A 23,024-nucleotide genomic window follows, 5' to 3' on the forward strand; every position below is an offset into this window, starting at 1 on the left:
AGAGTTAAGCTATATCACTTTATTGTGTAGGATAATTTTTTAAAAATAGGCTATTATATCTAATATAGATTTGACATATCACTTTATATTTGTTACCATTGTAAACCGTGTAATACTGTGGGCGAAAAAAGAGAATAGAAGGAGGAATTTAATGTCAGCAATTGAAGTTAAAGATGTTTATAAAGTATTTGGAAATAAACCTAAAAAAGTATTCCCGCTTTTAGAAAAAGGAATGACAAAAGAAGAAATATTGAAAAAGACTGGAAATACTATAGGAATAAATGATGCAAGTTTTACAGTAGAAAAAGATGAATTTTTTGTAATAATGGGATTGTCAGGAAGTGGAAAGTCCACTTTAATAAGATGTCTAAATAGATTAATAGAACCAACACAAGGACAAATATTAATAGATGGTGAAGATATTGTTAAAGTAGATAATGATAAACTTCGTGAAATAAGAAGAAAGAAAATTTCAATGGTATTTCAAAACTTTGGTCTATTTCCTCATAGAACAATACTTTCAAATGTAGAGTATGGATTAGAAGTTCAAGGAGTAGATCCTGATAAAAGAAGATCTAAGGCAATTGAAGCTATAGAACTTGTTGGCTTAAAAGGTTATGAAGATAGTATGCCAGATGAATTAAGTGGAGGTATGAAACAAAGGGTAGGTCTTGCGCGTGCACTTGCAAATGATCCAGATATATTATTAATGGACGAAGCATTTAGTGCATTAGATCCACTAATAAAAAAAGAAATGCAAGATGAATTATTAGAATTACAAGCTAAAATGCATAAAACTATAATCTTTATAACTCACGATTTAGATGAAGCTCTAAAATTAGGTGATAGAATAGCAGTTATGAAAGATGGAGTAATAGTACAAATTGGAACTAGCGAAGATATATTAACCAATCCTGCAAATAATTATGTTAAAGAGTTTGTACAAGATGTAGATAGATCTAGAGTAGTTACGGCAGAAGCTATAATGAAAAAGCCAGAAGCTTTAGTTTCGTCTAAAGATGGGCCTAGAGTAGCCGTTCGTAATATGAAAGAAAATGAATTTAGTAGTGTATATGTAACTGATAAAAATAAAAAACTTCAAGGAATAATTACTATAGAAGATGCGAGTAAAGCTATAGATAGAGGAGAGAAAACATTAGAAAATATATTAATAAAAGATGTTCCAAAAGTTTCTCCTCAAGAACAAATAATTGATTTATTACCTATTGCTAAGAGCTCAGATTATCCTATAGCAGTTGTAGACGAAGAAGATACTCTGCTTGGAATAATTGTAAGAGCATCAATAATACTTGGAATAGTAGGGGAGGAATCATAATATGTTTACATTTCATATAGGGCCATATTTTGAAACTTTTGTTTTATGGTTACAAGACACTTTTGAATTTTTATTTGATTTTATAAAGAATATTTTAGAAGGTTCTATCGAAGGACTGGAAAATGTATTGAATTTTATACCAAGCATAGTATTAATTCTAATAATAGGATTAATAGCATGGAAATCAGCAGGTAGAGGTACAGCAATATTTTCTATACTTGGATTATTATTGATAGATGCTATGGAATTGTGGCCTGAGACAATTTCAACACTAGCATTGGTATTAAGCTCTGCTTTTATTACCCTAATAATTGGAATACCACTTGGGATATTAGCTTCAAAAAGTGATACAGTTGATAAGATACTAAGACCTGTTTTGGACTTTATGCAAACTATGCCTGCTTTTGTATATTTAATTCCAGCAGTTTTATTTTTTAGTTTAGGAAAAGTACCTGGTGCATTTGCTACTATAATATTTTCAATGCCACCAGTTGTTAGACTTACAAATTTAGCTATAAGGCAAGTACCTAAAGAAGTTGTAGAAGCTGCCAAATCATTTGGATCTACTTCACGTCAAATGTTATTTAAAGTTCAAATACCTATAGCTATGCCGACTATTCTAGCAGGAATAAATCAAACAACATTACTTGCATTATCTATGGTTGTTATATCTGCAATGATTGGTTCAGGAGGTCTTGGAAAAGTAGTACTTAGAGGTATCCAAGAATATAAGATAGGTTTAGGATTTGAAGGTGGAGTAGCTGTAGTTATTTTAGCTATGGTGTTAGATAGAATAACACAAGGTTTAGGTAGTTTAAAAAAGAATAAATAAAAATAGGAGGTTATTATGAAAAAATTAGGAACTATATTTTTAGTAATTTTATTATCAATGAGTGTAGTATTATCAGCATGTAGTGATGATACAAATAATTCAGATGGGAATGACACTTCAAATGGTGATTCCAAAGGAGAAGTTAAACTTGGTGTTGTAAACTGGGCAGAAGGTATAGCAATGACTAATTTAGCAGAAGCTATTTTAGAAGAAAAAATGGGATATGATGTTGAGTCAACTACAGCAGAACCAGGCCTTATATATACTTCTCTTGCAGAAGGAGATTATGATGCATTTTTAGATGGATGGTTACCTTTAACTCATGGTGACTATATGGATCAATTTGGTGATGATGTATTAGATTTAGGAACTAATTATGAAGGTGCTAGAACAGGATTAGTAGTACCATCTTATGTAGATGTTAATTCAATAGAAGAATTAAATGATAATAAAGAATTATTTGGTGGAGAAATAGTTGGTATTGGCTCTGGAGCTGGTATAATGAAAGCTACAGAAAATGCAATAGAAGAATATGATTTAGATCTTGAACTATTAGAAAGTAGTGGACCAGTTATGACTACAGAACTTTCTAGTGCAATTGCAGATGAGGAACCAATTGTAGTAACAGGTTGGAAACCACATTGGAAATTTGCAAGATATGATCTTAAATTTTTAGAAGATCCTAAAAAAGTATATGGGGAAAGTGAAAGTATTCATACTATAGCTAGAAAAGATATAGCTGAAGATATGCCAGAAGTTAAAACATTCTTAGAAAACTTCAAATTAAATGATGAACAATTAGGTGGTTTAATGGGTGCTATATCAGATAGTGATAAAGATCCTTTAGAAGTAGCAAAAGAATGGATGAATGAAAACGAAGAGTTAGTAAATAGTTGGATACCAGAATCAAAATAATAAAAAGACTGAGTAAAACTCAGTCTTTTTATTATTTTTAAATAAGTGTAACTTGATTTTTATCCTTTTTTAGGTTATTCTTTATTTGTAAATATAAAATTTATTTGGAGGTGCTGCAAGTGAAAAAGTTTTTGATTACAGGAGCTTTAGGACAAATAGGTTCTGAGTTAACTATGGAATTAAGAAAACGTTATGGAGATGAAAATGTAATAGCTAGTGGACGTAGTAAGAGAGATTCTATGGTAGTAAACTCTGGTCCTTTTGAAGTTGTAGATATAACTGATTATGATAGGTTAAATGAGGTAGTAAAAAAACATAATGTAGATTGGATAATAAATTTAGCAGCTATATTATCTGCTGTTGGAGAAAAGAAACCAACTATGGCATGGGAAGTTAATATGAATGGATTGTTTAATATATTAGAAGTTGCCCGTGAAAATGATTGTGGTGTGTTTACACCTAGTTCTATAGCAGCTTTTGGTCCAAATACGCCAAAAGATGATACTCCTCAAGATACTATACAGAGACCGAATACAATGTATGGAGTTACAAAAGTAGCTGGAGAACTTTTATGTGATTATTATTATGAGAAATTTGGAGTTGATACAAGAGGAGTTAGATTTCCAGGTTTAATATCTTATGCTGCACTTCCAGGTGGAGGAACAACTGATTATGCAGTTCATATATATTATGATGCTTTACAAAAAGGAAAGTTTACTTGTCCTCTTGATGAAGATACTTATATGGATATGATGTATATGCCAGATGCAATAAATGCTATAATTGATTTAATAGAAGCAGATGGTAGTAAATTAGAACATAGAAATGCATTTAATGTAACAGCTATGAGTTTTAATCCTGAAATGATATTTAATGAAATTAAAAAACATATTCCTGAATTTACAATGGATTATGATGTAGATGGTGACTTACAAAAAATTGCAAATTCATGGCCAAATTCTTTAGATGATAGTGCTGCTAAAGAAGAATGGGGATGGAATCCTAAGTATGATTTAGAGTCTATGACTAAAGATATGTTAGAAAAACTAAGAGAAAAATTAAATATAGAAAAATAAAATAGAGGCTTATAAGCCTCTATTTTATTTTTCTATATAATATATTCCAGTAGTGTTTTTACCACAGTGGCTAGATATAACACATCCTGCTTCTATTAATAATATTTCTTTAAAGTTCATATTTTTTTCTAATTGTTTTTTAATATATAATGAGTCTTCTATAGACATTGATTCTCCAATTATTATTCTATCTAAATCAATAGAATCTTTATTTTTATAAATGTTTTGCAAAGTTAAATCAATTGCTTTTCTTTTCTTACCTCTAGGTTTTTGACCAAGTATTATATTACCCTCATTAACTTTTAATATAGGTTTAATTTTAAGAAGTCCTCCCATTAAAGATTGTATACTACTACATCTTCCACCTTTATGTAAAAAATCAAAGTCATCTACAATAAATGATGTTCTTATTTTAGGAACAAGGCTTTTAATTTCTTCTACTATTTTTTCTTTATCAATACCTGATTCTATCAGCTCATTTGCTTTAAGCAATAATAATCCTATTCCAGCAGATAAATTCTTAGAATCTATAATTGTTATATCAGCATCTTGAAATTCTTCTTCAATTATTTTAGCATTCAAAATTGTAGACGATAATTCTGAAGAAAGGCCTATATATATAATAGAGTCTCCTTTATCTATATAAGGTTTAAAAGCATTATGAACATCAATAGGAGAAGGTGCTGAAGTCTTAGGTAAAGTATCTAATTCATCGACTTTTTTATACAATTCTTCAATATTTATATCTTTTCCATCCTTAAATGATTTATCTCCAAATACAACATATAACGGTATTATAGAGATATCTAATTTGTTTAATAATTCTTTTGGTAAATCACATGTACTATCAGAAAAAAGCTTAATATTATTCATTATTTTCCCCTTTCAAAACTATATATATATTATAGATTTATCTAAATACATATAATAATATGATAAATATTTATAATTCTATTCAATATATTGATAATATGATATTATAATATTAAATTAAAAATGTAAAGGAGAAACAAGTATGAAGATAATAGCAGATAGTTGTTGTGATTTAAATGATGAACTAAAAAATAATTTAGATATAGATTTAGTTCCTTTAACTATAAGAATAGATGATGAGGAAATTATAGATGATGAGAAATTAGATAAAGATGAACTTATAAAGAAAATGAAAGCTAGTAATGATTATCCTAAAACAGCTAGTCCATCTCCTATGAATTTTGTTGAGAAGTATAAATTAGATGATAAAAGCTTTGTAGTAACTTTGTCTTCAGCATTAAGTAGTACTTATAATAGTGCAATGATGGCAAAAAATATGATATTAGAAGAAGCAAATCATAAATTTATTCATGTATTTGATTCAGTGAGTGCTTCAGTTGGAGAGACATTAACTTGTATTAAGATAAACGAGTTAATTCAAAAAAATTTATCAGAAAATGATATTGTTATAAAAACAAATCAATATATAAAAGAAATGAAAACTTTTTTTGTTTTAGAGTCATTAGATAATCTAATAAAGGCTGGAAGAATGAGTAAGTTAAAAGGACGTATTGCATCTGCCCTTTCTATAAAGCCTATAATGGGTTCTACAGACGATGGTAACATAAGATTAGTAAGAAAAGTAAGAGGCACAAATAAAGCACTATCTAAGCTCTTAGATGTAATAGGAGAAGAAGGAGAGTCTACTAAATTCAGTGAAAAGATATTAGGGATTTCACATGTTAATGCATATGATAGGGCAAAAAAATTAAAAGAGGATATTCTAAAAAAATATAAATTTAAAGATGTAATTATAGTTGAAGCTAGAGGAATTAGTACGGTATATGCAAATGAAGGTGGAATAATAATAGCTTTTTAGTTATTTAATTTTAAATAATTTTTATTTGGGTAGTATATGTTATAGATGATTTATTAATTAAAAGTTGTGGAGGGATTTCAATGACGAATAAAAATATAACATTTGGTGGAAAACCAGTTACATTAAAAGGTACTCAAGTAAAAGTAGGTGATCAAGCTGAGAATTTTAAAGCTTTAAAACAAGATTTATCTGAATTTGACTTCTATAATGAAACAGAAGGAAAAATAAAAGTTATATCTGTAGTACCTTCAATAGATACAGGTGTATGCTCATTGCAAACACAAAGATTTAATGAAGAATCAACTAAATTGTCAGATGATGTATTTATTGTAACAATATCTGTAGATTTACCTTTTGCACAAAAGAGATTTTGTGGGGCAGAAGGCATAGGAAATATAGAAGTAGTATCAGATCATAAAGATTTAAATTTTGGCGATAAGTATGGATTTACTATAGAAGAATTTAGATTACTATCAAGAGGAGTGTTAGTTATAAATAAAGACAATAAAATAGAATATGTAGAATATTTAGATGAAGTAACTAACCATCCTGATTATGATAAAGCATTAGAAGAAATTAAAAAATTAATATAGTTTTATTTACAAATTTAATATTATAATATATAATATTAAATTAAATAAATGAAAAGCGTTGATTAAGAGTAGTAAGCAAAAGTCTTTCTATAGCGAACTGATGATGGTGGAAGATCAGTGTTAAGTATTTGCTGAATGGACTTAGGAGTTCAAATTTGAAAAATAGTAGAATTTGACGGCTTTCCCCGTTATAGGATAAAAGATGACTAAATGTCAATTAGAGTGGTACCGCGACTTAACCCATCGTCTCTATATATAGAGACGATGGGTTTTATTATTTTTTGAAAGGAAGAATGAATATGGGTGAAAAAAAAGTTATATTTAGTGGAGTACAGCCTTCAGGTGAACTAACATTAGGTAATTATTTAGGAGCTATAAGAAATTGGGTAGATTTGCAAGAAAAATATGATTGTTATTATTGTGTTGTAGACTTACATTCTATAACAGTACCACAAATAGCTAAAGACTTAAGAAGAAGAACATTAGAAATTATGTCATTATATATGGCTTGCGGAATAGATCCTTCAAAATCTACAATATTTATTCAATCACATGTTCCAGAACATACTCAATTATCCTGGGTTTTATCTTCAATGACTTACTTAGGTGAATTAAATCGAATGACTCAGTTTAAAGATAAAATCAAGAAAAATGAAAAGAATTTAAATGCTGGACTATTAACTTATCCTGTGCTAATGGCATCAGATATTTTATTATATGGTACCGATGTAGTTCCAGTAGGAGAAGATCAAAAACAACATTTAGAACTTGCACGTGATTTAGCTTCTAGGTTTAATAATAGATATAGTGAAACATTTAAAGTTCCAGAACCACTTATATCTAGTGTTGGATCTAGGATAATGGATTTACAAAACCCTTCCCAAAAGATGTCAAAATCAGCTGAAAACGAAAATGGATATATATTATTAAAAGATGATTCAGAGACTATTAGAAGAAAGGTAAAGAGAAGTGTAACTGATTCAATAAATAAAGTTAAATACTCAGAGGAGCAACCTGGAATTAAAAATCTTCTTACAATTTACTCTAAATTAACTGGAGAAAAGATTTCAGATATTGAAAATAAGTATATTGGGAAAGGATATGGAGAATTTAAAGAGGATATTTCAGAAATTATAATTGATACTTTAAAACCGATAAGAGAAAAATATTTAGAATATATGAATGATAAAGCTTATTTAGAAAAGGTATATAAAGAAGGAAGTGAAAAGGCTAGTATAGTCGCTCGTAAAACGCTTAGAAAAGTTTATAAAAAAACTGGATTTATTCCTAGATAAAATAAAAGACTTGTTGATAACAAAAGTTATTAACAAGTCTTTTTAATTAAGTGTATCAAAAATCAAAGATTATAAATATACTAATAGTAGCTAGATAGGAGGGATTTCCATGCCAATGTCAGCAAGAGAATTATTAGCTAGGATTATCAAATGTGAGGCAGGGGGAGAGGGAGATACTGGAATGAAAGCAGTTGCTACTGTAGTTATGAATAGAGTTCATATTCCTTATGGAGAGTATCAAAGAGTGAATATGGGGAATTTAAGAAATGTAATATTTCAAGAAGGGCAATTTGATTGTGTAAGAAATGTTATAGGCGGAAGAAGAAATCCTCAAACAATTTGGGCTACTCCACCAGAACAAATTCACTATGATATTGCAGATTGGGCCTTGGCAGGTAATAAGCAATGGAATATTGTGAAGTCTTTATGGTATATGAATCCTTTTGTCCCTGAATGTCCTACTTATTTTCCACGAAATAGAACTGGGGTGATAAATACTAGAATAAGAAAGCATTGTTTTTTTGATCCGACTGAACTTTATAAAGAAACTTAAAATATCAAGGAGGTTTTCATAAATGTATCCAAATAATTATAATGTGCCTAATTATAGTCCTATGCCAAATAATCCAAATATGCCTAACTATAACTATCCTAATAGACCAGTAAATCCTAATATTCCAAAGCCAGATATGGAAGATAGAGAGACACTCCCAGTATTTAAAGATCAAGAATACTTACAAGGTTATTTAATGAATCTAATAGGAGAATACGTAAGGATAGATTTCTTAATAGGAACAAATACCTTTTTAGACAAAGAAGGTAGATTATTAGATGTAGGAGTAGATTATGTAGTTTTACAAGAAGCAGAAACAGATGATTATATAATTGGAGATTTATATTCAATTAAATTTGTAAAAGTATTAAGATAAAACAAAAAAGGTGACTTGTCACCTTTTTTTTTATGCTTTTTTGGGTAATATATATATTATAGAATAAATATTCATAAAGGAATGGTATAATATGAATAGACTTGAAAAATATTATGGGATGGCTTTTAAATCCGTCTTATGGGCTTTAAATCCGTTTAAAAAGAAAATAATAACTACAGAATGCAAAGTTCATAGATTTATTAACTATCAGTCAATGAAGCTTTTAGCCGATAATAATTATATAGAAGAATTTGAAGTATATAATCATTATTTAGAAGAAGTAAATAGAGGAGCAGTTTGGGCTGATCAAGATTTTAAAAGTACAAGTCATTTTTATAGTCCTACAAAACGTAGAGGGATGTTTGGTCATTCTAATGCAAAGAATTTGACAAATAATTATTATAAAAAAGCAATTTCATATTGGAAAAAAGGTTATAAAAGTAGGTCTATGTTTTATTTAGGAGCATCACTTCATATAATACAAGATATGACAATACCTCAACATGTAAATATACGTCTTTTAGATAATCATAGACAATATGAAAATTTTGTAAAAACAACATATGATATAGTGAAAGAGTTCAGAACAAGTAAAAGTCCAATAGAATTTAAAAAATTAAACAGCTATATAGTTTTTAATGCTAAAACTGCATTAAAACAATATGAGAAATACAAAAATTTGGAAAATTCAAGAGAAAGATATTATAAGATAACAAAATGTTCACTGCCTCTTGCACAAAGAACCACTGCAGGATGTATGATAAAATTTTTAAAGGATGTAAAGTATTATGATAATAAAAAATAATATAATTTAAGGATGTGTGTAAATGAGTAAGGTTAAATTAAGAGATGAAATAGATTCTAAATTTAAATGGGATATTGAATCTATGTATAAAAATGATGAAGATTGGGAAAAAGATTTTAAAAAAGTTAAATCATTAATAGGTGAATTGAAATTATTTAAAGGAAATGTAATTAAAAGTCCAGATAATTTATTAGGATTATTAAAATTAAAAGATGAAATCTCTAGAACAGTAAGTAATGTATATACATTTGCTAAAATGAAACAAGATGAAGATACTAATAATTCAAAATATCAACAGTTTACTGATAGAGCAACAACTTTAATGGTAAATATAGGTGAAGTTTCTTCTTTTATAGTACCTGAGATTTTGGAATTAAATAAAGAAGATGTTTTGATATTTAAGAAGAAAAATCCTAGCTTAAATGAATATTCTCATTATTTAGATGAGATATTCAGACAAAAAGAACATATATTAAGTGAAAAAGAGGAAGCTATAATAGCAGGGGTAGGGGACATTGCAAATGGTCCTGAAAATACTTTTTCTATGCTCAACAATGCAGATTTAGAATTTCCTTTTATAAAAGATGAAAATGGTCAAGAGATACAGATTACTCACGGCAGATTTATACCTTTAATGGAGAATAAAGATAGAAGAGTAAGAGAAGATGCATTTAAAGCATTATATGAGACTTATGGCAATTATAAAAATACATTTGCAAGTATTTTGAACACTAATATAAAGAAAAATATATTTTACTCTAAAGTTAGAAAATATAATTCATCTTTGGAAGCAGCATTAGATGAAGACAATATCCCTATAAAGGTATATGACAATTTATTAGAATCAGTAAATGAAAACTTGGATAAGATGCATAAATATATAGAAATAAGAAAAAAAGCTCTTGATTTAGGAGATATTCATTTTTATGATCTATATACTCCAATAGTAAAAGAAATAGACATGGATATAGAGTATGAAGAGGCTAAAGAAATTGTACTAAAAGGATTAAATCCTTTAAAAAGAGAGTATTTAGAAATAGTTAAAAAAGGCTTTGATTCTGGCTGGATAGATGTTTATGAAAATAAAGGAAAAAGAAGTGGAGCATATTCATGGGGTACATATGATTCAAAGCCTTTTATATTATTAAATTATCAAAATACATTAGATAATATGTTTACTATTGCACATGAAATGGGTCATTCAATGCATAGTTATTTTTCAAAGAGTAATCAGCCTCATATATATTCAGGATATAGTATATTTGTAGCTGAAGTAGCTTCTACTGTAAATGAAGCGCTTCTTATAAATTATATGTTAGAAAATGAAGTTGATCCAAGAAAAAAACTATATTTTTTAAATCATTTTTTAGAACAATTTAGAGGGACTATATACAGACAAACAATGTTTGCGGAATTTGAAAAGATAATACATGAAAAAACAGAAAAGGGAGAATCATTAACAGCTGAATCTTTTAGTAATATATATAAGAATTTAAATAGAAAGTATTATGGAGAAGAAATAGTGATTGATGAAGAAATAGCAATGGAATGGGCAAGGATTCCACACTTTTACTATAATTTTTATGTATATCAATATGCAACAGGTTTTTCAGCAGCAGTTTATTTATCTCAGAAGATACTTAATAATGAAGAGGGAGCAGTAGAAAAATACTTAGAATTTTTAAAAAGTGGAAGTTCAGATTATCCTATAGAAGTATTGAAAAAAGCTGGAGTAGATATGACTACAAAGAAACCTATAGATGATGCATTAAAACTTTTTGGTGAATTAGTAGATAAAATGGAAAGACTCATATAAATAAACTCCCTTTAAGGGAGTTTATTTATATGAGATTTTATAAGAATTTATCTCTGACATTACTCCAAAAATCTTTTTTACCCATATTGAGTAGATTTATAGTCATTTTAGAAAGTTTAAAGCTAATCTCAGTTATATTTTCATATTTATGTTGATTTCCATCTACTGTTATAAGTATTGAATTTTCATCTCTATATTCTGGAGCTATTTTTATTTCCATATCACTTGGAACTATTGCACTAGTAGTAAGGGACCTATATACCTTTGAATTTATAGGAGATAAAGGTGTTAATTGTAGTACATCTAAAGTAGTATATACTATACTTCCACCAGAAGAAAAATTGTAAGCAGAACTTCCCACAGGAGTAGATACAATTACTCCATCACCACTAAATCTTTCAAGGTATGTATTATCTATTGAAATATTTAAATGTATAACTTTAGATTCTATTCCTTTTACTACAATTTCATTAATTCCTATAAGATCAATACAACTTGTTCTTGTACATACTAAAGCTTCAACTAAATATAAAGAATCAACTATATAGTCATTAGAGTCTAATTTATCTAAAAATTCTTCTAAATTTGTAGGTGATATCTCTTGGAAAAAACCTAAATGCCCAGTATTTATTCCAACAAATGGAATATCAGGGAATCCATAATGATGTACTGCTGTTAAAAAGGAACCATCACCACCAACACATATATTTAACATTGCTTCTGTATCATAATTTTTAGTGACTGTATATCCTCTAATATTTAATTTTTGTTTTAATAATGCAGCTGTATTTGACGACTCTTCATCTTTATTATATATTACATTTATCTTTTTATTTTTATATGTAGAATTATTCATTAAAAAACCTCCTTAAATAATACACGAATAAATCTTTTAATTACATTATACAATAAATTATGTAAAAAAACTAAAAGGAATGATAATATGATTATACCCAAAGAAAGCCATAATATTATAAATTTAAAAGTTGAAGAAAAGGAAATAAAGTTAAAAGATTTTTTAAATAATAAAATGAATATATCATCAAGATTATTTAAGAAACTTATTAGACAAAAAAATATATTTATAAATAATAAACCTTTGAGTAATGAATTTTATGTTTATAGTAATGATATCATTACTATAAAGTTTGAAAAAGAACAGAATGTGTATAAACCACAGAAAATGGATTTAAATGTAATATATGAAGATGTTGATGTTATTGCTATAGATAAAGAGCCTAATATTTTAGTTCATCCAACTAAAAATCATCCGCAAAATACGCTTACAAATGGTATAGCTTATTATTTTAAAAAGAATAACATAGATAAAAAAGTAAGGTTAGTAAATAGATTAGATATGGATACTTCTGGAATATTAATTGTTGCAAAAAACTCTTATGCACATGGCCAAATGGCAGATCAGTTTAAAAATACTATAACAAAGAAATATATTGCAGTTGTTAAAGGGGTAGTAAAAGAAAATAAGGGAATAATTAATCTTCCTCTTATGAAATCCACAGAAGGTATTAAACAAGTAGTAGATAAGAATGGAAAAGAATCTGTAACAGAATTTGAAGTTATTGAAAGATTTAAAGATGTTACTATTGTAAGTCTAAAGATAGTTACAGGAAGAACTCATCAAATAAGGGTACATTTATCATACTTAGGTCATCCTATTATAGGAGATAGTTTATATAGTGAAGAAAGTGACTTTATATCTAGACAAGCTTTACATTCATATTATTTAAAATTTAATAGGGTTAGAGATAAAAACGAAATAGAATTAAAATCAGATTTCCCTTACGATATAAAATCATTAATAGAAAAAGTGAAATGATTAGTTGTTTTAAAACAACTAATCATTTCACTTTAATTATTGACTTAAAATCAATGTATTAGTATTTATATCCACCATAACAATTAGTAAATAAAACAACTAATAATAAAAAGAAAAATAATAAAGTAGAATCATTTTCCCCATCAAAAAATCCGCCTAAAATTTTATTTGACATTAAAATCCCTCCGAAAAGTAATATTTGTTACACTATATAATATGTAAAAATTAGATAATTGTGATGTTTGAAATTAATCTATATTTTTATCTTTACTTTCATTATCCTCTTCATGTTGATTTTCATTATTACCTTCATTATTTTCATCATTATCATTAAATAAATCTAACAAACCTAACAATTTATTGATATCAGGAGATTTACCTTGTGAAGTTTCGGTTTTCTGGTTATTGTTAGCTAGTATAGGCCCTATAACATCAATTAAGTTATCAATATTATTAGAATCAGAATTATTATTAGATGTATTTATATTAGTTAATACTTTAAGAATTCCTTTATACATGTCTAAATTAGTTGCCATGGAAATAAAAGGACTTATTTTCTGGTATTCTATTTGGGGTAATTCTTCTTTTAATATGTAAGAAACTCTGTTTGTTTTTTCTTTTGGATTCAAGTCATTAGCAACAACAACAGGGGACACAGTACTTGTTCTTTGGAAAAACTCCATAACAATAAATGCTTTGCTAATTCTATCATAAATAGGAAGATATTTATTTATGATATTTATAAAATCTTTGGGAAGATAAGGAGCTACTTTAACTAAAATATCAATTTTTTCAAATATTTTTGAAAAATTATTCTTTGATAAATGATTAAAGTTTAAATTTAAAATATTATGATTTTCTTGGGATAAAAATTTTTTAATAATTGGGATAAGAAAAATTAATATTATTGGATTTTCTAGTATATTTTCATATTTTTTTTTGAAAGTTGTAGAGAGATCATTCACATTTTTACCTCCTTACTATAGATTAAAATTCTGTATAATATTATATGAGGTTAATATATAATTTGTGATAAAATTAATATCTTTATTTTGTTTGTAATAATGAAACTTTATGATACATATCTTTTAAATAGATATTATAAAGGAGGAATTAAAATGGATGATAAAAAAGGAAAGAAAGATATATCAGAATTAGTTGATAAGTTAAAATCAACTGTTAATCCTAAAGATAAAGATATGGAGAAATTAAAGGATTTAGCTAGCAAATATTCGGATAAGTCTGAAGACGAATTATATTTTGAGATAATAAATTTAAATAAAAAATTATCTCAAGAAAATAATAAAGAGGAGTTTATGAAAAAAATAAAAAAACTAGAAAGATTAAGACCTATGTTAAATGAAAGTCAAAATAAAAAACTTGATAAATTATTAGAAGTATTAAACAATGAATCAGAATAATTATGGCGTATTAAAGTTAGTAGTATAAATTAACAGTTTATTTATTATGAGTTTTGTAGTATAATGTATTTAAAGATAATTTCCTGATATGTTCGTTAGATTCTCTTTAATTCAACCGACATATATAATATGGGAGCTTGGAGTCTGATAATGTATGGTATGCCTTTTAAAGGACATCAGAACTTATTAGCAGAGCACCCACCTGCGAGAGTAGCGGGTATGAATTAATGAGCATGACGGCATGTCGGGTAAACCCTTAAGCAAAGCTTAAGGGTTTATTTATGTCTTTTTTTAGATAATAATTTTAATATTATATTAATAGGCAATGCTTTAGTTATAATCAAAAGAATGAAATATATAAATATTGAAATTAAATAATTAAGTATTATATAAAATTGATTTAAGTCAAAATAATTTATAAAATAATAACCTAATTTAATAAATTGTAGCATTATTGCTCCCGAAATAACAGGTTTTAATATGAAGTTTGTAATATCCCATTTTATTTTAATGTATTTTTTTAGAGTTATAAAATCAAGACTAAACATTACAATGGAACATACTAAGAAACCAATAAGAAATCCATATATTCCATAGTTAGGATTAGAGACTAAAAAGAAAGTTGCAAGTAATTGGATACTCATACCTATAAAATGATTTATACTTGCTTGTATTTGTTTTCCTAACCCATGTAAGATACCAGAGGCTGTATGATGAAGTGATAAGAATATAGTACTATATGATAGGACATATAAATATCTTCCAACTAAAACATCATTATAAACAAAATTAGTTATTGGAATAGAATAAAAAATATATATTAAGGTTATAGGAATTGTTAAAATGAATGTTATTCTTAAACATAAACTTGAACTTTTTTCAACATCATATAAATTATTTTTACTAATTTGTTCTGATATATTTGGTATTATATTCATTACTAAGGCTCCAGTAAAAATAAATGGTAAAAATACAAAAGGCATAGCCATACCTACTACTCTTCCAAATGTTTCTAATGATTGTTCCATTGTATAACCTGCTAATATCAATCTTCTAGGTATTAATATTGTATTTGATATCTGTAATAAAACGTGAAAAAATTGTGAAATAGTTATTGGCATAGCAATAAAAAATAATGAAGTTATTATTTCTTTTAATGATAATTTCTTATTAACAATATTTTTTTTAGATTTAAAATTTATAATATTATAATTTAAAAATAGCCATAATAATCCAAAAAATTCTCCTACACTAATTCCTAAAAGCGCTATAAAAGCTCCCCAGGTAGAATCTATAGGGTAAGAAAAATATAAATAGAGTAAAACAAATACTATTCTTATGATTTGCTCAATAATTTGTGATGATCCTGAGATACCCATTTTCTTTAATCCATAGAAATATCCTCTAGTTACAGAAGATAGAGAAATTAGTAAGATTGCTGGAATTAAGAAGTACAAGAAATATAATGTGTCTTTATTTTTTAATATATTAGAACTTATAAATGGTGATAATAAAAATAATATTAAACTTAAAATTAGTGAAAATAAAATTGTGATATAAATCGAAGTTTTTAATATTTGTTTACTTGCTAAACTATTATTTTTAGCCTCTTGTTTAGCAACTAGTTTAGTAACAGCTATAGGTAATCCAGCAGTAGTTATGGTTAAAAATAGCATTAAAATAGGATTTATGAGTTGGAAAAGACCTATTCCTTTTGCTCCTATTATTTTTGACAAAATGATCTTATATCCAAATCCCATAGCTCTAACTAAAAAATTTACTAAAGCTAAAATTATAGCACCATATATGAATTTTATTTTATTCAATATATCACCTCTTAGAAAAATTATATATTTAATAAATATTCAAATCATTTATATAAAATGTATAATAAAATGATAAATTCGATATTATAAACATTAAAGAGGTGATAATATTTGAAAGAAGTATGTCCTTTATGTAATGGTATACAAGAAATAATTAAAAGTTGTAAGAAGTGTGGAGGAGATATGATTGATCAAGGGCCAATAGTAGATTATTTAGATAATTATAGTCCTTATTTATCCAATGATATAACTCAATTAGTTGATGGAGTAAGGAAAAGTGAATGTACCCATTTATTTCAATGTAAAGAATGTAATGATGATAAGAGGATAAGTATACAAAGGGTGGAGATTTAACTCCACCCTTATTTATAGCTTACTATTTTCTATATTAAAGTCTTCTTTGTATTGTAATCTATATAGATCATAATAAATACCTTCTTCATCTAGTAATTCTTGATGTGTACCTATTTCTTTAACTTCACCTTTATGAAGTACAATTATTTTGTCAGAATGTTGTATTGTAGATAGTCTATGAGCTACTGCAATAGAAGTCCTTCCTTTTATTAATTTTAATAAAGCATCTTGTATTAAAACCTCAGTTTCTGTATCTATATTTGAAGTAGCTTCATCTAATACTAGTATATCTGGATCATAAACAAGTGCTCTTGCAAATGCAAGTAATTGTCTTTGACCAGATGAAAGGGTAGAACCTCTCTCCATTACTGGTTCATCGTATTTTTTAGGTAGTTTTTCAATGAAATTATCAGCATTAACATGTTTTGCAGCATACTTAATATCATTTAGGGATATATTTTCTTTATTTAGTCTTATATTTTCTTTTATATCTCCTGTAAATAAGAATACATCTTGAAGTACAATACCTATTCTTTTTCTTAACGAGTATTTATCAATCGTTTTTATATCAATTCCATCTATTAATATTTTACCTTTTTGAATATCATAAAAACGATTAATTAAATTTATAATGGAAGATTTACCGGCACCTGTTGCTCCTACAAATGCAATGGATTCTCCTGGATTAATTGTAAAGCTAACATTTTTTAAAACCCAATTTTTATCATCATATGCAAACCATACATTATTAAATTCAATTTTACCATTAAATTTCTTTAAATTTTTAGCATTTTTAATATTTTTTATATCTTCAGTTTTATCTAGAATTTGAAATATCCTTTCAGAAGATGCCATAGCAGACTGTAATATATTGAATTTTTGTGTAAGTTCCATAATTGGTTGGAAAAATCTCTGTAGATAATTTATAAATGCATATAATACTCCAAATTCTATAGCACCAGAAATAGTACGTCCGCCTCCATAGTATATTATAAGTGCTATACCAAGAGATCTTATAATTTCTATGGAAGGTCTAAACAAAGCAAATATTTTAACTTCTTTTTTTGTAGTATTAAAATAACTTTGATTTATATTATCAAATTCTCTAAATTTTTTATTTTCTTTTCCAAAAATATGAACAGTTTGCATCCCTGTTATATTTTCATTTAATGTTGAATTTATTTTGGCAAGCTTTACTCTTACAAGTCTATATACCTTTCTAATTTGTATTCTAAATATTATAGAAGCTATAACTATAAACGGAATAACAGTAAAACTCATAAGGGCTAATTTTAAATTCATTTGAAGCATTATTATTATTATACCAATAAGCATAAAAATATCTTTAAAAAAGCTTATTAATACCTCTGTATACATTTCATTTAATTTCTCAGTATCATTAGCAACTCTCGTAACTAATCGTCCTACAGGGTTATTATCAAAAAAAGTGAGTGACATTTTCTGTATATGAGTAAATACTTCTTCTCTAATATTATAAATTATTTTTTTTCCAGCATAATTTAATATATAAGTTTGTGTATAATTAAAAACAAATCCTATAAAAATAATTGCTAAATATACTAAAGCTAGCCTATTTAAATTAGAAATATCTTCTTCTCTAAATTGACTATATTCTTCATCTGTTAATCTAGTTGCAGAATATGTATTGTTGTTAATTATAATATTTGTATTAATATTATTGTTAGTAATACTTATATCATTAAAATCATTCGTTATATTGCCATTTGCTAAATAATATTTATTGTCATACTTTATTAATGTAGATAATTGTGTGGTATTAGATGAATTATCTATATCTTCAAGTCTTGATTTTCTTACATACTCTTTTCCATCAAATTCAATACCATCAACTGGTGATTTATTTAAATCATATACATACATAGGTTCATTTATAGCAGAGATATGATTGTCAATAGCAATTTTAATTATATAAGGACGAGCTAAATCTGTTAATGTAACAAATATCAAGAGAATTATTGAAATAGTTAATAGTTTCCAATAAGGTTTGGCATAAGACAATAGTCTTTTCATTAACTTAGAATCATAAGATTTATTTAATTGTTCTTCTTCATGTATATTATTCATAATATTCCCACCTTATATATTTTCAATTTTTTCTTCTAACATTTGTTTTACATATATATCATTATAAATTTTTTTATTATTAACTAATTCTTCATGAGTACCTCTTTCTACTATTTTACCTTCATCTAAGACTATTATATGATCAGCATTTTTAACTGTAGATATTCTATGGGCAATGATAATATTAGTTTTATTCTCCATAATATCTTTAAGGTTTTTAAGTATACGTTCTTCAGTTTGAGTATCAACGGAAGATAAACTATCATCTAATATTAAAATACTAGGGTCTTTAATAATTGCTCTTGCAATGGCAGTTCTTTGTCTTTGTCCTCCTGACATTGTAACACCTCTTTCTCCTAATGAGGTATTGAATCCATTTGGGAATTCAATTATATTATCATAAACTTCAGCTTTTTTTGCAGCATCGTATATTTTGTTATCATCAATATCTTGTTCAAATGCAAAAGATATATTTTGTTTTACTGTTGTTGAAAATAAAAAATTATCCTGAGAAACATAACCAATATTTTCTCTTAAATTTTTTATTGAAAAATTCTGTATAGGGATATTATCAATAAAAATATTGCCTTTATCTATATCATAAAGTCTTAAAATAAGATTAACCAATGTAGTTTTACCACTTCCTGTTCTACCAACAACACCTAATGTAGTCCCTTTTTCAATATCAATATTTATATTTTTAAGAGCATAATTATTAGAATTAGGATATTTAAACCATACATTTTCAAAAATAATATGACCATCAATATCTTTAATATTATCTAATGTATTATCTGAATCTGTAATATCAGGCTTTTCAAATAAAATATTATTTATACGTTCCATAGAAGCAGAACCACGTTGAAGAATATTAATAACCCATCCTATAGCCATCATTGGCCATACTAATAATGACAGATAACTATTAAATGCTACAAAATCTCCTAGTGATATTTGACCTTCTATTACTAAAATTCCACCATACCATATAACAATTAGAAAACTAATTCCTGATATAAATTGAATAAGTGGTCTTAGTAAACCAGATACTTTTATTAACTTCATATTTTTATCAAAGTTATTTTTATTAACTTTAGAAAATTTTTTAATTTCTTCTTTTTCTTGTACAAAAGATTTTACTACTCTTACACCAGCAAAATTTTCTTGTGCTCTATCAGAAAGGTCAGAAAATGTCTCTTGAACATTTCTAAAACGTTTATGTATAACTTTTCCCATTTTTTGAACACTAAATGCTAAAAAAGGTAAAGGGAATAAGGCAAGTATTACTAATAATAAATTAGTAGTTTTAATCATCATTATTAATGTAGCAATAGTTATAAATACAGAATCAATAATCATAACTACTCCAGGTCCTAGGGCAGTTCTTACTGCATTTATATCATTTGTAGCATGAGCCATTAAGTCTCCTGTTTTATGTGTATTAAAATAATTTGTAGAAAGAGATTGTAAATGTGAAAATAATCTATTTCTTAAATAATATTCAGCTTTCCTTGCAGTAGTTTGAATATAAATTCTCCAAAAATATCTACCAACACCTGTACCTAGTCCTAATAATATTATTAACATCGCATAATTTAACAATTCATCTAAAGAAAGTTGATTTGATTGTAATAAATCAGTTATCTTTTTTAATATTTGAGGAAATATTAATTGTAAAACGTCTACTATGACTAACCATATTATTCCTAGAATATATCTTTTTTTATGTTCTAAAAGAAAATTTTTTAAAGTTTTAAAATGCTTCATAAGTTACCTCCATTTTTATAATTTCGCATTACTAAGTATTATACCCTTTAGATTACAAATAAAAAATATATTAATAAATTTATTAAGCATATAATTTTTATAAAAACAATTTATACATAATAATAATATGCATAGGTAAATATATATTTAGGAGGTGAGAATTATGAAAATGAGTGAAAAAGATATTGTAAAAAAGAAATTATTAGATGCACAAGAAATGGTAAGAGACTATGAATCTTTTTCTAAAAATATTAGAGATACAGAAGTAGGAGAAACCTTTAAAATGTTTGCAGAAGAAAGTGGAGTACAAGCTAAAAGGTTGCAAGCAATATTAGAAAAAATGGACGAAAAATAAAAGAATATAAATTTGTCATAAGAAGACATATTAAAAAAGACTTAATCTAGAAAAATATCAATACAAATTATATATGTTTAATTTGTAATTAAAATAAGACCAATATAATATTTGTTGGTCTTATTTATTGTTTAAGTTATAAAAAATATATATTCTTTATCTTAGCAATTATCATTATGGTTTTAATCATTACAATTAATCAAGATTTATTTTCAATAAATTCAGTAAATTCTATAGTTATGAGTTAGTATATATGGTAAAATAAGTATAATTAGGTTTATTAAATATGGAAATCAATATAAGGCTTGAGGAAGTTATTTGAAGTTAATTACTGTTATATTTGGTTTAATTGCTAAAATATTAGCTGTGTAAAGCTCAGAAGTATTAGAGGCAATATTATAATTGTTTGTTTAAATATATGTCTGCTTTTTTAATATCTGCATTAATGGTATAATAAGGTTGACTATTTTAGTTAAAAAGTATAATATCATATATATTTATATAAATAAGAATATCAGTTGCAGGAGGAAATAAATTAAATGAAAAAAATCAAAGTAATATATAATCCATCTTCTGGAAGGCAAATGGTTCAAAGGAGAATAGATGAAATAATAATTAATCTATTAGATCGTGGATATATTGTTGGAAAATATGCTACAAAAAAGAAAAATGACGCCCAAAATGAAGCAATTAAGACTTGTAAAGAAGGTTGGGATGCAATTATTGCATGTGGTGGAGATGGTACTATAAATGAAGTTGCATCTGGTATAGCTCGGAGCGATAAGAAATTACCTCTTGCTATACTTGCAGGAGGTACTGTTAATGATTTTGCAACATATATGGAGATACCTAAAGCTACGAATGATTTTATAAAAATGATTGAAGCATGGAATATTGAATATGTAGATATGGGGGTTTGTAATGATAGTTATTTTATAAATGTTGCAACAGGTGGCCTTCTTACAAATGTAGCACATACAGTTCCCTCAGAAATTAAAACAGTTTTAGGAAGAATGGCTTATTATTTTGAAGGTATAAAAGAAATTCCAAGACAAAAATTTGAAACAATAAAAGTTAAGGTTACTAGCGAAGAATATACCAGTGAAGAAGATATTCTCTTATTTGTTATATCAAATGGAAAATCAGTTGGAGGATTTAAAAAATTATCTCCCACTGCTGAAGTACAAGATGGATTACTGGATTGTATGATAATAAAAAAAGCAGACTTTCAAGATATAGTTTCAATATTTTTGAAAATATATACTGGAGAACATGTAAATCATCCTAAAGTAGAATATTTTAAAACTAAAGATGTTACTATTGAAAACTTATCCTTAAAAGAAATACATGTAGATATTGACGGAGAGTATGCAGGAGAGTTACCTATAAATGTAAGAATAAAACGCAATATTTTACCTATATTTGTAAAAAAGTAAATCGTGTTCTAAAAATTCTTCTAAAGGAGAGTGAAGTAATGGATATAGTTACTGATATAGAGAACAGCTTAAGACAAATAGATTATATAATTAGAAAAAAAGGAAGAGAGATTTTAAAAGATCATTCTATAACAGCTCCTCAATTTATAGCATTACAAAGAATAGCATCAAAAGAGAATTTAACTATAGGAGAGTTAAGTAACGAAATGGCACTTGCATGTAGTACTATAACTGATCTTGTAGATAGAATGGAAAGGAATAATTTAGTTTCTAGATTTAAGGATAAAAATGATAGAAGAATAGTTAGAATTAAAGTAAATGATAAAGGAAACAAAGTTGTAGAAGATGTATTAAATAGAAGAAAGGATTATCTTTCAAAAGTATTAGAAGATTTTAATATTGAAGAAAAGGAGATATTAGCTAGAAATTTAATGAAATTATATAATGTTATGAAATAATATTGATTATTAATA

At 26.4% G+C, this 23,024-nt stretch carries 23 protein-coding genes, 1 other RNA gene and 1 other annotated feature; of the genes, 18 read left to right on the forward strand and 6 right to left on the reverse strand.

Features of this window, described 5'->3' with window-relative positions; translation table 11 throughout:
- Positions 1-151 precede the first annotated feature (151 nt).
- From E0D94_RS06375 to E0D94_RS06390, 4 genes are all read left to right on the forward strand, one after another.
- The gene (locus E0D94_RS06375) at positions 152-1,336 is read left to right on the forward strand and encodes a quaternary amine ABC transporter ATP-binding protein (RefSeq protein ID WP_130806448.1); all 1,185 of its coding nucleotides are present in this window, start codon (positions 152-154) and stop codon (positions 1,334-1,336) included.
- Between the two features lies 1 nt (position 1,337).
- Positions 1,338-2,168 carry an ABC transporter permease gene (locus E0D94_RS06380; RefSeq protein ID WP_130806449.1) on the forward strand — a complete coding sequence of 277 codons (831 nt, stop codon included), beginning with the start codon at positions 1,338-1,340 and terminating at the stop codon, positions 2,166-2,168.
- A gap of 15 nt (positions 2,169-2,183) precedes the next feature.
- Positions 2,184-3,083, forward strand: a complete 900-nt coding sequence (locus tag E0D94_RS06385) for a glycine betaine ABC transporter substrate-binding protein (RefSeq protein WP_130806450.1) — start codon at positions 2,184-2,186, stop codon at positions 3,081-3,083.
- A gap of 119 nt (positions 3,084-3,202) precedes the next feature.
- On the forward strand, positions 3,203-4,159 hold the full coding sequence (locus E0D94_RS06390) for an L-threonine 3-dehydrogenase (protein WP_130806451.1): 957 nt from the start codon (positions 3,203-3,205) through the stop codon (positions 4,157-4,159).
- Positions 4,160-4,183: 24 nt separating this feature from the next.
- Here E0D94_RS06390 and E0D94_RS06395 read toward each other — a convergent pair whose 3' ends face one another.
- Positions 4,184-5,032, reverse strand: coding sequence for a DegV family protein (locus tag E0D94_RS06395; protein ID WP_130806452.1), 849 nt, complete (start codon positions 5,030-5,032; stop codon positions 4,184-4,186).
- A 142-nt stretch (positions 5,033-5,174) separates the two neighbouring features.
- On the opposite strand from E0D94_RS06395, the gene E0D94_RS06400 reads away from it, so the two are divergent.
- From E0D94_RS06400 to pepF, 7 genes are all read left to right on the forward strand, one after another.
- Positions 5,175-6,011 (forward strand): DegV family protein, encoded by an 837-nt coding sequence (locus E0D94_RS06400; RefSeq protein ID WP_130806453.1) that lies wholly within the window; start codon positions 5,175-5,177, stop codon positions 6,009-6,011.
- A gap of 80 nt (positions 6,012-6,091) precedes the next feature.
- Entirely contained in the window at positions 6,092-6,604 is a 513-nt protein-coding gene (gene tpx / locus E0D94_RS06405; protein WP_130806454.1) for a thiol peroxidase, read from the forward strand.
- Positions 6,605-6,653: 49 nt separating this feature from the next.
- Positions 6,654-6,858 (forward strand) — a binding site (T-box leader).
- 45 nt (positions 6,859-6,903) lie between these two features.
- Positions 6,904-7,899, forward strand: coding sequence for a tryptophan--tRNA ligase (gene trpS, locus E0D94_RS06410; protein WP_130806455.1), 996 nt, complete (start codon positions 6,904-6,906; stop codon positions 7,897-7,899).
- A 109-nt stretch (positions 7,900-8,008) separates the two neighbouring features.
- Positions 8,009-8,452, forward strand: a complete 444-nt coding sequence (locus E0D94_RS06415) for a cell wall hydrolase (RefSeq protein ID WP_130806456.1) — start codon at positions 8,009-8,011, stop codon at positions 8,450-8,452.
- Between the two features lie 22 nt (positions 8,453-8,474).
- Positions 8,475-8,828 carry a hypothetical protein gene (locus E0D94_RS06420; RefSeq protein WP_130806457.1) on the forward strand — a complete coding sequence of 118 codons (354 nt, stop codon included), beginning with the start codon at positions 8,475-8,477 and terminating at the stop codon, positions 8,826-8,828.
- 91 nt (positions 8,829-8,919) lie between these two features.
- Complete coding sequence (locus E0D94_RS06425) at positions 8,920-9,633, forward strand: zinc dependent phospholipase C family protein (protein WP_130806458.1); 714 nt, start codon at positions 8,920-8,922, stop codon at positions 9,631-9,633.
- Positions 9,634-9,655: 22 nt separating this feature from the next.
- Positions 9,656-11,449, forward strand: a complete 1,794-nt coding sequence (gene pepF, locus E0D94_RS06430) for an oligoendopeptidase F (RefSeq protein WP_130806459.1) — start codon at positions 9,656-9,658, stop codon at positions 11,447-11,449.
- A 37-nt stretch (positions 11,450-11,486) separates the two neighbouring features.
- Here the strand turns inward: pepF and E0D94_RS06435 are convergent, their stop codons facing one another.
- Positions 11,487-12,305 (reverse strand): NAD(+)/NADH kinase, encoded by an 819-nt coding sequence (locus tag E0D94_RS06435; RefSeq protein WP_130806460.1) that lies wholly within the window; start codon positions 12,303-12,305, stop codon positions 11,487-11,489.
- Positions 12,306-12,392: 87 nt separating this feature from the next.
- Here E0D94_RS06435 and E0D94_RS06440 point away from each other — a divergent pair, with 87 nt between their 5' ends.
- Positions 12,393-13,286, forward strand: a complete 894-nt coding sequence (locus E0D94_RS06440) for an RluA family pseudouridine synthase (protein WP_130806461.1) — start codon at positions 12,393-12,395, stop codon at positions 13,284-13,286.
- A gap of 248 nt (positions 13,287-13,534) precedes the next feature.
- Here E0D94_RS06440 and E0D94_RS06445 read toward each other — a convergent pair whose 3' ends face one another.
- On the reverse strand, positions 13,535-14,251 hold the full coding sequence (locus E0D94_RS06445) for a hypothetical protein (RefSeq protein ID WP_130806462.1): 717 nt from the start codon (positions 14,249-14,251) through the stop codon (positions 13,535-13,537).
- A gap of 153 nt (positions 14,252-14,404) precedes the next feature.
- Between E0D94_RS06445 and E0D94_RS06450 the strand changes: the two genes are divergently transcribed.
- Both E0D94_RS06450 and ssrS read left to right on the forward strand, forming a co-directional pair.
- Entirely contained in the window at positions 14,405-14,707 is a 303-nt protein-coding gene (locus E0D94_RS06450; protein WP_130806463.1) for a hypothetical protein, read from the forward strand.
- Positions 14,708-14,784: 77 nt separating this feature from the next.
- Positions 14,785-14,962, forward strand: a non-coding RNA gene (gene ssrS, locus E0D94_RS06455) — 6S RNA.
- A gap of 20 nt (positions 14,963-14,982) precedes the next feature.
- On the opposite strand, the gene E0D94_RS06460 is transcribed toward ssrS, so the two are convergent.
- Entirely contained in the window at positions 14,983-16,533 is a 1,551-nt protein-coding gene (locus E0D94_RS06460; protein WP_130806464.1) for a putative polysaccharide biosynthesis protein, read from the reverse strand.
- 111 nt (positions 16,534-16,644) lie between these two features.
- On the opposite strand from E0D94_RS06460, the gene E0D94_RS06465 reads away from it, so the two are divergent.
- On the forward strand, positions 16,645-16,887 hold the full coding sequence (locus tag E0D94_RS06465) for a hypothetical protein (protein ID WP_130806465.1): 243 nt from the start codon (positions 16,645-16,647) through the stop codon (positions 16,885-16,887).
- Between the two features lie 12 nt (positions 16,888-16,899).
- Here E0D94_RS06465 and E0D94_RS06470 read toward each other — a convergent pair whose 3' ends face one another.
- Complete coding sequence (locus tag E0D94_RS06470; RefSeq protein WP_130806466.1) at positions 16,900-18,993, reverse strand: ABC transporter ATP-binding protein; 2,094 nt, start codon at positions 18,991-18,993, stop codon at positions 16,900-16,902.
- A 12-nt stretch (positions 18,994-19,005) separates the two neighbouring features.
- Entirely contained in the window at positions 19,006-20,760 is a 1,755-nt protein-coding gene (locus E0D94_RS06475; RefSeq protein ID WP_130806467.1) for an ABC transporter ATP-binding protein, read from the reverse strand.
- Positions 20,761-20,923: 163 nt separating this feature from the next.
- On the opposite strand from E0D94_RS06475, the gene E0D94_RS06480 reads away from it, so the two are divergent.
- From E0D94_RS06480 to E0D94_RS06490, 3 genes are all read left to right on the forward strand, one after another.
- Positions 20,924-21,115, forward strand: a complete 192-nt coding sequence (locus E0D94_RS06480) for a hypothetical protein (protein ID WP_130806468.1) — start codon at positions 20,924-20,926, stop codon at positions 21,113-21,115.
- A gap of 539 nt (positions 21,116-21,654) precedes the next feature.
- The gene (locus E0D94_RS06485) at positions 21,655-22,551 is read left to right on the forward strand and encodes a diacylglycerol/lipid kinase family protein (protein ID WP_130806469.1); all 897 of its coding nucleotides are present in this window, start codon (positions 21,655-21,657) and stop codon (positions 22,549-22,551) included.
- Positions 22,552-22,589: 38 nt separating this feature from the next.
- On the forward strand, positions 22,590-23,009 hold the full coding sequence (locus tag E0D94_RS06490; protein WP_130806470.1) for a MarR family winged helix-turn-helix transcriptional regulator: 420 nt from the start codon (positions 22,590-22,592) through the stop codon (positions 23,007-23,009).
- The last annotated feature ends 15 nt before the right edge of the window (positions 23,010-23,024 follow it).

It is taken from the genome of Senegalia massiliensis (assembly GCF_900626135.1).
Lineage (GTDB): Bacteria > Bacillota > Clostridia > Tissierellales > SIT17 > Anaeromonas > Anaeromonas massiliensis.

Coding starts and splice junctions, on each gene's coding strand:
- E0D94_RS06440 (WP_130806461.1), top strand. CDS start 12,393: ATGATTATACCCAAAGAAAGCCATAATATTATAAATTTAAAAGTTGAA.
- E0D94_RS06470 (WP_130806466.1), bottom strand. CDS start 18,993: ATGAATAATATACATGAAGAAGAACAATTAAATAAATCTTATGATTCT.
- E0D94_RS06425 (WP_130806458.1), top strand. CDS start 8,920: ATGAATAGACTTGAAAAATATTATGGGATGGCTTTTAAATCCGTCTTA.
- E0D94_RS06480 (WP_130806468.1), top strand. CDS start 20,924: ATGAAAATGAGTGAAAAAGATATTGTAAAAAAGAAATTATTAGATGCA.
- E0D94_RS06385 (WP_130806450.1), top strand. CDS start 2,184: ATGAAAAAATTAGGAACTATATTTTTAGTAATTTTATTATCAATGAGT.
- E0D94_RS06450 (WP_130806463.1), top strand. CDS start 14,405: ATGGATGATAAAAAAGGAAAGAAAGATATATCAGAATTAGTTGATAAG.
- E0D94_RS06490 (WP_130806470.1), top strand. CDS start 22,590: ATGGATATAGTTACTGATATAGAGAACAGCTTAAGACAAATAGATTAT.
- E0D94_RS06415 (WP_130806456.1), top strand. CDS start 8,009: ATGCCAATGTCAGCAAGAGAATTATTAGCTAGGATTATCAAATGTGAG.
- E0D94_RS06400 (WP_130806453.1), top strand. CDS start 5,175: ATGAAGATAATAGCAGATAGTTGTTGTGATTTAAATGATGAACTAAAA.
- trpS (WP_130806455.1), top strand. CDS start 6,904: ATGGGTGAAAAAAAAGTTATATTTAGTGGAGTACAGCCTTCAGGTGAA.
- E0D94_RS06420 (WP_130806457.1), top strand. CDS start 8,475: ATGTATCCAAATAATTATAATGTGCCTAATTATAGTCCTATGCCAAAT.
- E0D94_RS06475 (WP_130806467.1), bottom strand. CDS start 20,760: ATGAAGCATTTTAAAACTTTAAAAAATTTTCTTTTAGAACATAAAAAA.
- E0D94_RS06395 (WP_130806452.1), bottom strand. CDS start 5,032: ATGAATAATATTAAGCTTTTTTCTGATAGTACATGTGATTTACCAAAA.
- E0D94_RS06380 (WP_130806449.1), top strand. CDS start 1,338: ATGTTTACATTTCATATAGGGCCATATTTTGAAACTTTTGTTTTATGG.
- E0D94_RS06435 (WP_130806460.1), bottom strand. CDS start 12,305: ATGAATAATTCTACATATAAAAATAAAAAGATAAATGTAATATATAAT.
- tpx (WP_130806454.1), top strand. CDS start 6,092: ATGACGAATAAAAATATAACATTTGGTGGAAAACCAGTTACATTAAAA.
- E0D94_RS06375 (WP_130806448.1), top strand. CDS start 152: ATGTCAGCAATTGAAGTTAAAGATGTTTATAAAGTATTTGGAAATAAA.
- E0D94_RS06485 (WP_130806469.1), top strand. CDS start 21,655: ATGAAAAAAATCAAAGTAATATATAATCCATCTTCTGGAAGGCAAATG.
- pepF (WP_130806459.1), top strand. CDS start 9,656: ATGAGTAAGGTTAAATTAAGAGATGAAATAGATTCTAAATTTAAATGG.